This is a genomic window from Photorhabdus sp. P32 (assembly GCF_038085095.1).
GTDB classification, from domain to species: Bacteria; Pseudomonadota; Gammaproteobacteria; order Enterobacterales; family Enterobacteriaceae; genus Photorhabdus; species Photorhabdus luminescens.
This window is the reverse complement of the sequence record NZ_JAZGJN010000242.1, coordinates 1-9,411: the sequence shown is the minus strand read 5'-3', so window position 1 is coordinate 9,411 and position 9,411 is coordinate 1. Positions and strand designations below refer to the sequence as shown.

The 9,411-nt window shown below is 45.3% G+C and carries 11 protein-coding genes; all 11 read right to left on the bottom strand.

The window, feature by feature from the left end; all coding sequences use genetic code 11:
• Window positions 1-29: 29 nt before the first annotated feature.
• Window positions 30-254 (bottom strand): hypothetical protein, encoded by a 225-nt coding sequence (locus tag V2H77_RS08195; protein ID WP_341498412.1) that lies wholly within the window; start codon window positions 252-254, stop codon window positions 30-32.
• A gap of 694 nt (window positions 255-948) precedes the next feature.
• Entirely contained in the window at window positions 949-1,254 is a 306-nt protein-coding gene (locus V2H77_RS08190) for a helix-turn-helix domain-containing protein (RefSeq protein ID WP_031281449.1), read from the bottom strand.
• A 29-nt stretch (window positions 1,255-1,283) separates the two neighbouring features.
• On the bottom strand, window positions 1,284-2,102 hold the full coding sequence (locus V2H77_RS08185) for an MrpH family fimbial adhesin (protein ID WP_341498411.1): 819 nt from the start codon (window positions 2,100-2,102) through the stop codon (window positions 1,284-1,286).
• A 26-nt stretch (window positions 2,103-2,128) separates the two neighbouring features.
• Window positions 2,129-2,674 (bottom strand): fimbrial protein, encoded by a 546-nt coding sequence (locus V2H77_RS08180; RefSeq protein ID WP_341498410.1) that lies wholly within the window; start codon window positions 2,672-2,674, stop codon window positions 2,129-2,131.
• A gap of 11 nt (window positions 2,675-2,685) precedes the next feature.
• On the bottom strand, window positions 2,686-3,177 hold the full coding sequence (locus V2H77_RS08175; protein WP_341498409.1) for a fimbrial protein: 492 nt from the start codon (window positions 3,175-3,177) through the stop codon (window positions 2,686-2,688).
• Between the two features lie 14 nt (window positions 3,178-3,191).
• Complete coding sequence (locus V2H77_RS08170) at window positions 3,192-3,767, bottom strand: fimbrial protein (protein WP_341498408.1); 576 nt, start codon at window positions 3,765-3,767, stop codon at window positions 3,192-3,194.
• Window positions 3,760-4,353, bottom strand: coding sequence for a fimbrial protein (locus V2H77_RS08165; RefSeq protein ID WP_341498407.1), 594 nt, complete (start codon window positions 4,351-4,353; stop codon window positions 3,760-3,762). The genes V2H77_RS08170 and V2H77_RS08165 overlap by 8 nt, the downstream gene beginning before the upstream one ends.
• A gap of 24 nt (window positions 4,354-4,377) precedes the next feature.
• On the bottom strand, window positions 4,378-5,127 hold the full coding sequence (locus V2H77_RS08160; RefSeq protein WP_283256304.1) for a fimbria/pilus periplasmic chaperone: 750 nt from the start codon (window positions 5,125-5,127) through the stop codon (window positions 4,378-4,380).
• Window positions 5,128-5,220: 93 nt separating this feature from the next.
• Entirely contained in the window at window positions 5,221-7,776 is a 2,556-nt protein-coding gene (locus tag V2H77_RS08155) for an outer membrane usher protein (protein ID WP_341498406.1), read from the bottom strand.
• Window positions 7,777-7,795: 19 nt separating this feature from the next.
• The gene (locus V2H77_RS08150) at window positions 7,796-8,344 is read right to left on the bottom strand and encodes a fimbrial protein (RefSeq protein ID WP_341498405.1); all 549 of its coding nucleotides are present in this window, start codon (window positions 8,342-8,344) and stop codon (window positions 7,796-7,798) included.
• 83 nt (window positions 8,345-8,427) lie between these two features.
• Window positions 8,428-8,967, bottom strand: a complete 540-nt coding sequence (locus V2H77_RS08145; protein ID WP_265379679.1) for a fimbrial protein — start codon at window positions 8,965-8,967, stop codon at window positions 8,428-8,430.
• Window positions 8,968-9,411 lie beyond the last annotated feature (444 nt).

Here is a 9,411-nt window from a genome sequence, read left to right as displayed (position 1 = left end):
GCTACCCACTGGCAGCCGGGTTATTTAAATTAATACTGCCAATACAGGTTGAATCCGGCCGTGACCGGGGAAGTTTGGAAACCGGCGGGTTTGGGGACAGAAAGGTGAACCTCCACAAGGGATGGGGCTAATTGAGCCTCCAAGTCTTGCTGGCGTGCCTGTTGATGAATGCGTTGTTGTTCTAAGAGGTTTGCGGCCTGGCTGCCTGAAATCACGATATAAAAAACCGCAAACACTAAAATACTGCTTTTCATTGACTTTCTATTCCACAATGCCGAAGCGGTATTAACCATGAATTTAGCTTAGCGATCAATATCTAGGATTGATGATCAACTGGGCATCTAAAAATAGGGGATTGGTTAAGATAGCAGCAAAAACAAAGGGTTATATTTAAAAGCAAAAAACAGGCCAATGTGATTATTTTGTGACAATATTGTATAAAAAACAGATTAATATTAATCATTTAATAATCAATTCTAATAATTTCAAATTAATTTCATTTTTTGTGTTAATTATGTGATATACGTCACATTTATGATGTTTGATTTCAGGATGAAATCACTTACGAAGTGATACTTGTCGTAAATTGGTGATGAAATATTATCTTTTCTGATGAGGTTAGATGATGACTTTTAGCTCAATTAGCAGAACTGGCGCTATGCTATTACAGCCTGAGAATTAGCGTTTTCAAACGGTAAATTCGTTTCTCTTTTAAAAATGGGTATCACTAACAATAGCCAATAGTGATGAGGAGGAAATTTCACATACATGATTAAATTACTATCCGAATTTTAATCACTTTTTCAAAAGGGAATATGAACCAGAATAAACTCTTTGATTTGTAGTAATAACATGGCTAACGAAGAAATCATAAAAGTGACCGTTCCGTCGGTCACGAAACTCAGTCATCAACTGGTTTATAGATCCCCCTATTGGAGCCGAGATCAGTTAACATCCAAATTTACCCAATGTAGCCTCCGCAATAGGGATATATTGGTCTGTTAATTTATTGATGCTGTTATTGGTTGCAGGATAACAACAATCAAGGAAAAACCAATTTATCGGCGTCTCCAATATTGAAGCGATCTGCACCAGATGGGATAAATTAATTCGGTTTATCCCTCTCTCATAACGTGAGAGTTGTTGCTGACTAATACCTATTTTTTCCGCCAATTTTACGGCGGTCATACCCAACTCTTTCCTTCTTTTTTGAATACGCTTCCCTACTAATAGATGATCTTGTTTCATTTTCATCCCAGCCTTTAAATTAAAAAAACACCTTTTTATGGCATTGCCAAAATTATCGCCCCTGATCCCGAGAAAGGTCCTGCCTCTACTCTGCCATTCTTCTGTAAAATTGATTTCACTGTAACTGGTACACTTCCTCCAGCCGGTACAAATACAGCAACGCCATCTTCACCATTTTTCTCATTTAATAGCAATTTAGCTTTCAAACTACCATCACTTCTTAAAGGTACTAATCCCCTATCAGGCCCCGTCGCCGTCACGATAATCTCTATGTCTACATTGCAGGCCACATTGATATTTTCCGCTCTGGTCGCGCCTTCTAGTTTTGCCTCATCAATACTGCCGTAATTAAGTTCAACGGAGCCTTCACTGACTTGACAAAATCCTATCGGCGGTGGCGCAACGCCACATAAAGATCCAGGTAATAATCTTCCATGAAAACCACTTCGATCGGTTTCATAAAATAGCCCGACACATTCCTGATGAGACCGAATAGCAGGGCCAAAATGTTTTGCCACTCCGGTGATCGGAAAACTGGTATATTTCAATATCTCCGCTTGCACTTGTTTCATGGTCTTAAATCTTTCCACACGAGTATTGAATAGCCTATAAGGCTGTCCTGAATAACCATCAGCGAAATGGCGATGGTTAACCGATATCCAACACGCAGAATAACCATAACAAGGATTTGGCGTAAAATCGTTTTCTGGGTCCCAACGTTCAATTACAAAAGTATAATAGGCATTGGTAGGAATTCCCTCGGATTTAGTGATATATGAAAATATTGATGCAACCGCACTTAATGAAAACAGCGATAATAAAAGTACCAGGCAAACAGAGAATAACTTTTTCATTGAGTTACCTAATAAAATCGTGCAAGTTAGTCATAATTCAGATTAAATGTCGCAATCGCATGAAATGCGCCTCGCTTAATCGTCTGGTTAGCTAGCGCAGTGGGTTCTGCCTGCACATATGCTTGCAGTACAATCAAGTTTTCCCCCTCTTTTAACGGATAGGCATCCCCCTCTCTATTCAACAGCAACCGTTTGCCTTCTGCCGTTTCGATACCGATGGCAATCCCATAGGCTTGGCTCCCGGCACTTAACGCTAATAAGCCCGGCAACTGCGTATTTTCCATGCCGCTGAATGTCAGTTTAATCGATTTCCCCACGCTCATATCGCAACCAGATAACCTGAGTAGAAAAGGCTCACTATTGGTCCTACCATGCAGATACAAATATTTTTCAGAAATTGTTGCAAAATCAAGCTGGATATCTTCATCACCCGGTTTAATCGTGCAAGGTTCTTTAACTAATGCACCGTGAAAACGCATATTATCCGCAGCCTGTACCACTTGATGACCGTAAACCGTGGCAGCAATAACCATAAAACCAACACGCAACACGAATAATTTTAAATATTTCATTAGCTTTCCTTTCACTGGTATTCCGCCAGCAATGTCGCCGTCACTTCAAATACCCCTTCCGACAACGTACTTCCTGGTTTTTTTACCGGCACCGCTTGTATCACCGGCTGTTTCTGCGATGTCACCGGAATACGCTTATTAAGGGTGAATGCTTTACCATCCAACGTCAGACGAATGCCTAAATCAGTAATATTGGTTTTCAATGCTGCATCATCAAATGAAGTTGGCGGGCCAATCACTGTCAATCCTAAATTCCAACCTGAGATATTAGGCGCACATACCAACTGGTAATTCACGGGCTTGGTATAATTCACCCCGTCCACCTGATGGATGCCAACATTGTGACCAAAATCGACATCAATCATATTGCCGTCATTAATAACGCAAGGGGGCGCTTCAAGCAGTGTGCCGTGAAACCACATATTATCTGCCGCCTGTCCCGGCATCACACTGATTAACCCCAAGCATGCACCCCAGAAAACACGATAGATCAAAGGGTTCATTGCATGTCTCCCGTTCACTGGTATTCAACCATCATGGTCGCACCCGCGCCAAAGTCGCCGCCTTTCAATACCGTAGCCATCTCTTTTACCGGCACCGCATGTAATTCAGGAAAATTAGGATAGCTAAATTTCATCCAGTCATTGACGGGCAATTTTCGTCCGTTATGAATAACGGCAATGCCAAGCCCAGAGTGATTGGTTTGTAATACCGTTCGATCAAAACTGGCAGTGTTACCCAATATCATCATTTTCATTGCATTAGCCGGCATTTTTTCACATTTCACGGTGTATTTGACGGGTTGCATATAATTAACTCCATCAATCCGGTTAATCATCACGTCGCCAAAATCTACATCAATAGTATTGCCATTATTAATCACACAAGGCGGAGGAGCGATAACCACACCGTAAATATTGACCGGCGTTTTACCCGAAAAATTACTGACAGGTCCTGCTGCTAAATTTACCCTTTTTGTCAGTAAATCAGCCTGAGCATTAACACTCAATAAACAGCCAAACAGTAATACGCTCCATTTTTTCTGCCTGCGATACTGTTTTTTTATTCCTGGAAAACACAGCGAGTTAGTCATAATTCACCCTGAAATCCACTACCGCGCGATATTGCCCAATCCCTAGCGCTCTCGGCGTCCGCACCGGCGTCACGTAATATTCCAAGCTGTCCTGCCCCGCTGCCGTAAAACGCGGGCGTCCTCGCTCTCCCAACCGAATATCATTATTCGCGGTATCTGTTATCTGTAACCCCAACCCGGTGATACCGGTCACCCGCACCAGATGTGGATAATCGCGATCCGCCGGCGCCGCAAAACTAACCGTCACCACCGGCTGTAACTGATTCCACGTCAGATTGCCGTTCCGCCTGTCACCTATTGCCCCTTTGGTTCTTAGACAGTCACGAAACTTCAATATGAATGGGATCGGCGTCCCTTTATCACCTGGCCGGCGTAAGTCACTGTTTGGCGTGTTCCCCAGATTCACCTCCTGCCATGCAGAAGTCATGTCCAGCCGACAAGCCGCCTCAGTCAGCCCGCCAAACACATGCAGTTCGCCGTGCAAGCCCTCGATATCTGCTGCCCGCGTCTCCCTCGCTTGACTCGCTATTGCTGGCATCAGCCAGAGCGCCAGTGTCAGTACGCAGCCTATCCGCTTGATGTTCATCGTCGTTCCTCCCGGCTTCGCCCGTCACGACGAACTTTTAGTCACCTGACAATGATTCCCCGCACAACTAAAAGTCAATTGCGGTCGGCCGCCATAATCATTGACATACGTCAGTACTGGCGCACTTCCCAATGCCCCGACACTACCACTCAGCACCGCACTACTTTTAGGCGCTATCATAAATGGCTTAAAGTCCGCCGCCGTTTTACCCTTAAGCTGGCTTGATGCATCCACCACAGTGATGTAATAGGGTGTCGGATTGTTCACCTGATATTGGTCCCCCTGACGTGTCAAAGTCATCTTCTCTTGCCACGGATTGTCCAAATCGGTGCGGCTGGCAAAAATGGCTTTCGGGCGATAGAACAGCTTAATTCGGGTTTGTAGCGCAATCTGTAAGGTATTCGGCTTCTTGCTGCGCGGCGGAATTTCACGCAAATTAAAATAGAACAAGCTTTCCCGATCTTGGGGTAGCTGTGCAGTTGTCGGCAGTGACTGTATTTTCACCTGACTCTTAGCGCCGGGCTCCACCCGCTGTACCGGTGGCGTCACCACTAACGGACCATTGATTTTGTTACCCTGCTCATCTTCTATCCATCCCTGCGCCAGATATGGCAACTCTTTGTTCTGGTTGCTGATATCCATGCTGGTGGATTTGTCCTCACCGTTAAACACGATGCGGGTACGATCCAGCGCAATAGCCGCCATTGACTCACTGATCACTGACAGACTTAAGACAGCTATCGCGACTACATTGATTGTATTCTTCAATTTCATCCTCAATTACTCATTCTTAGCATAATCATTACAAGTCACCGCGATAAGTTTCGGTGACAGCAACAAGGTTTTCACGCTGCCAGTCAATTAACGTTATGGCCGTTTATTACCGTCGGCCAGTTGGCAGAGCAGTAATAACGAAGCCATCTCTTCTACTTTGGGTAATTCTGGTGGCAGCTCAATCACACATTGCAATTCCCCATCCCAACGCACATCCAGTTTCTCTCCCGGATTTATCCCGCTCAGGTAGGTGTTCCCACTATCACTGACGATACCGATCTCCCGTTGATCCTTATTCAGTACTGTTGCCCCAAATGGCGGCGCGTTACCGTCCGGCAAGCGGATAAGGGCCATCGCTTTTTCACCGGATATCACCTGAAATTTACGATAACCAATCGCGCCTTCCGTCAGTGTTGCTTGTTGTACCGACCGTATTGCCTCCACGTTGTCCGGCAGTTTGTTCAAGTCAATACTCGCACTGTTACGGTAATAGTTATTCACATCAGAGATCACCGCTTTACCGAACATATTGGTATGGGTAATCGCGCCGAAACCTTTCACCGGTACGCCGCCGACACCATCGGTATCTACCATCAAACGGGTAGTACCCGGCATATTAATGCGATGCAACGCTGCGCCTTTTGGCGTCATGGTCATGCCCCCCTGAATAGAAAACGCCGCCGTGGTATAACGCCCATCCTGATAACTCGCACTGGTCGTCAATTGAGCACGATCGCCGTAATGGGTTAAATAACCGTTAGCCGCGGCCTTGCCGTCAATACTGGTGCCAACCGCTAAACGATAATTACTGTTTTCATTAATCCGATCGTAATAACCTACCGTGTGGGAGTTACCTTCCCGGTTGGCCATTGCGTTATAACTGATAGTTCCTGAATTACCCCACGGCAGGGATAATGTCATATACATCCCGTCGTCATTTTTACCCTCATATTTATTACGGTAAGCAGACAGATTCAGGTTAATGTTCTTATAACTTCCAATATCAAAATAGCGTGATATTGATACGTTATAGCGATCGTTATTCGAACGATTCCAGTAAGTCTGATGGCTGTAATTCAAGTAGATACTGGCGCCAATATGCGTGAACTGCTTGTTCAACATAATGGTGTAAAGTTCTTTATTGCTCTCAGCATCGCCATCGTGATAACGACGATCCAGATACTGGCTCATGCTCATAAAGTCACGTTCCGAGAAACGGTAACCGGCAAAAGTCACCTGGCTGTCATACTCCTCAAAACGTTTGGAATAACTGAGACGATAAGATCCTCCCATCAATGTTTGGTCCTCATCCGGTAAATGAGCGCGGGATTCAGTGACATCAAAGGAAAGGGCGCCAAAGGCCATCAGATCACGCCCAACCCCCAATGACAACGCGTTATAATCCCCAGCTCCCAATATCCCGCCATACAACGACCAACCGTTGTTTATTCCCCAGGAAAATTCGCCGATACCAAAACCGGAGCCCTCACTGTGATGCTTCCAGTTAGTCGGTTTACCCGCCGCCAGTTTGTACTGCACCCGGCCCGGACGGGTTAAATAGGGAATATTCGCGGTATCGACCTGAAATTCTTGTAAACCGCCATCCTGCTCCTCTACCCGCACATCCAGTTTGCCGCTCACTGCGTCATTGATGTCCTGAATACGAAATGGACCTGGCGCCACTTGGGTCTCATATAACACCCGCCCCTGCTGACGAATAGTCACTCTGGCATTGGTTTTCGCTACTCCGGTTACCTCCGGCGCATAGCCTCGCAGGTTCGGAGGTAACATATTGTCATCCGTCACCAGACTGAGCCCAGTAAAACGAAAGCTGTCAAAGATATTTGAATTAAGGTAATCCTCACCCAACGTTAGCTTAGCCTGCCAACGCGGTATTGCCCGATACACGTAATAACGGCTCCAATCCCAATTCTTCTCAGTGCTCCCCGACCGCCCCGTGGTGTGGTTGTACTGTGATTGCCAGTCTGCCCGCAGACGCCACGCGCCCAAATTTATCCCGGTCGTACCATTAGCGCTGATATTCTGATTTTCATTTCCCTTCGTCGGCTTAGAGACCTGGGCATTGACGTTATAATCAAACATCATGCCAAAAATCCCGTCATCCCAACGTGACGGCGGGTCCCAGTCCGGCGAGCTATATTCGAGATAGGCTTGAGGCACACTCAGGTATAACGTGTCACTGCTCAGATCACCGCGCACCGTCATGCCAGGCAGCGTTTTAGTCTCCAGACACCGATTATTGTTCCACCAAGTAATCTTTGATTCCCATTCCGCCCGTAGCCCTAACTGCTTCACCAGCTCAGGCGGCAAACACGCTACACTCCCCTTCGGATCACCCGGCGGCGCCATAAAGGTAACCGGCATCTCCGGCAGTTCACTTTTATTCAGTCTTATCGCCATCTGATAATCCCCCGACATGATATAACCCGCACGGGAAAATTCTTTTAAATTAATCCGAGAACGATCCTGAACATCTAACACATCCGTATTAAATTCAATTTCCTGTTCCGCATACACAGCATGAGTACCTATTAAAGCAAGCAGTACCGAAACAATAAGAGGCTTCAGGACACACCTAACCGAGACCACCTTGTCATATTCAGTGGTCAAACCTAAAAATAAAGCCATAACATTCCCAGATCGATGATTAGTGATAATCCAGCCTGAACCGAACAGTGGTTCGATACTGCCCTGCTTGCAATAACTGGCGATTACCCACCAATCGCATCGCGTAATTAAGCGTCATCTGCCCTGCCTGTAAGTCTCTCAGCGGCAATGGAGTTCCCGGATACGCCTGATTGCCGTATATGTCTGTAATTTGTAATGCCACCCCTTGAGCCGCACCGGATAACCGGAAATTGTGCCCATCAGGCACACCGTCAAACGTCACCTGAAAATGGCGCCAATCGGGTTTACCCAAGGCGGCAGAAGTCAGTACACAGTTAATCAAATGGATGGAAAAAGGACGCGCGGGTCCCTGTCCATCATGTATCATCCGGCTTACCGGGATCGTGGCTAACTCAATCGTCTGGTCACGGCTACCTGCGTCAATCGCACAGGCCGTATCAATGATGGCGCCTTGCATGCTAACGCGGCCATATCCTTGCGTTCCTTGTGGAGCAGCCGTTTCAGCTTCAATAACACAGGAAAACATTAACAGGCAGGGCACTACAACAACGGCAGCATATCGACTCATGGCTTCTCTCCAGCTAAACTTATTCAAAACTTTTGATTAGGAAACGCCCGCTTCCCTGTCAGCGTTTCCGTGCATGAAAAGACTTATTGATAAGTCAACTGGAAGTTGGCAATGCCGGTGAAATTACCCGGAACAACGGCATCAGGTGAAGTATCACCTTGAAGATAGGCGGCAAAATGCAGATCATTATCACCATCATGCAGAGCTACAGCCGGTGAGGGGGTACCTAATTTGATTTTGTTACCGCCCGCATCCGTGATCGCAATACCAGCACCTTTCGCAACGCCTTCGATACCTAGCAAACCATCACCGCCGGCGATGCTGGATTTGGCGCCAATAAACGTCGTGGTGACTGTGCTTATCGTTTCCGTCGTACAGTTATCTAAAGAAATTTTGAATGGCGTGGAAGAAGAACGGCCGCCGTTTTTTAAAGATGCGCTAGAAATAGAGCCCATTGGAACTACCTGATCAACCGTTTCTGGAGTGATAGAACAAGGTGCATCAGTAATAGACCCGGTAAAAGTCACCGTTCCGTGACCTTGGCTAGGATTGGCTGCATTGACAGAACCCGCAGCCAAAGCTACACCTAGCCCCAGGGCCATAACCAATTTATTCAATCTCATGTGAATTAATTCCTTGAATTTAAGGATAAAATACCCAATACCATAAAAAAATAACCGTGCAGGATTCCAGCTCCATGCACCCAATATTCAGCGCAAAAATAGTTTAAAAATCTCGGATTAATATTTTCTAAACCAAACAAAATGCACCAAACTGTAAATATGTTCCTATAAAACGACCGATTAAGTCAAATTTTGTGTAATGCGAAATTGCCAATATTTAACTGTTTATAATATATGGTTTTTTTTCGTTGTTTTTTACTATTTTTAACATTCTTTCATTTCTTTATTGTAAAGAATCAGTGGGTTCATCTGAATTCAATCAAATATTAATTGATTAATTAGATTATAAGTTCAAATTAATGTCTTTTTTCGAGTGTTAACTCCGAAATATTATGTGCTCTTAGTGTTTTTGACTAAAAAAAACAGTTTGGTGCATTTTGTTTG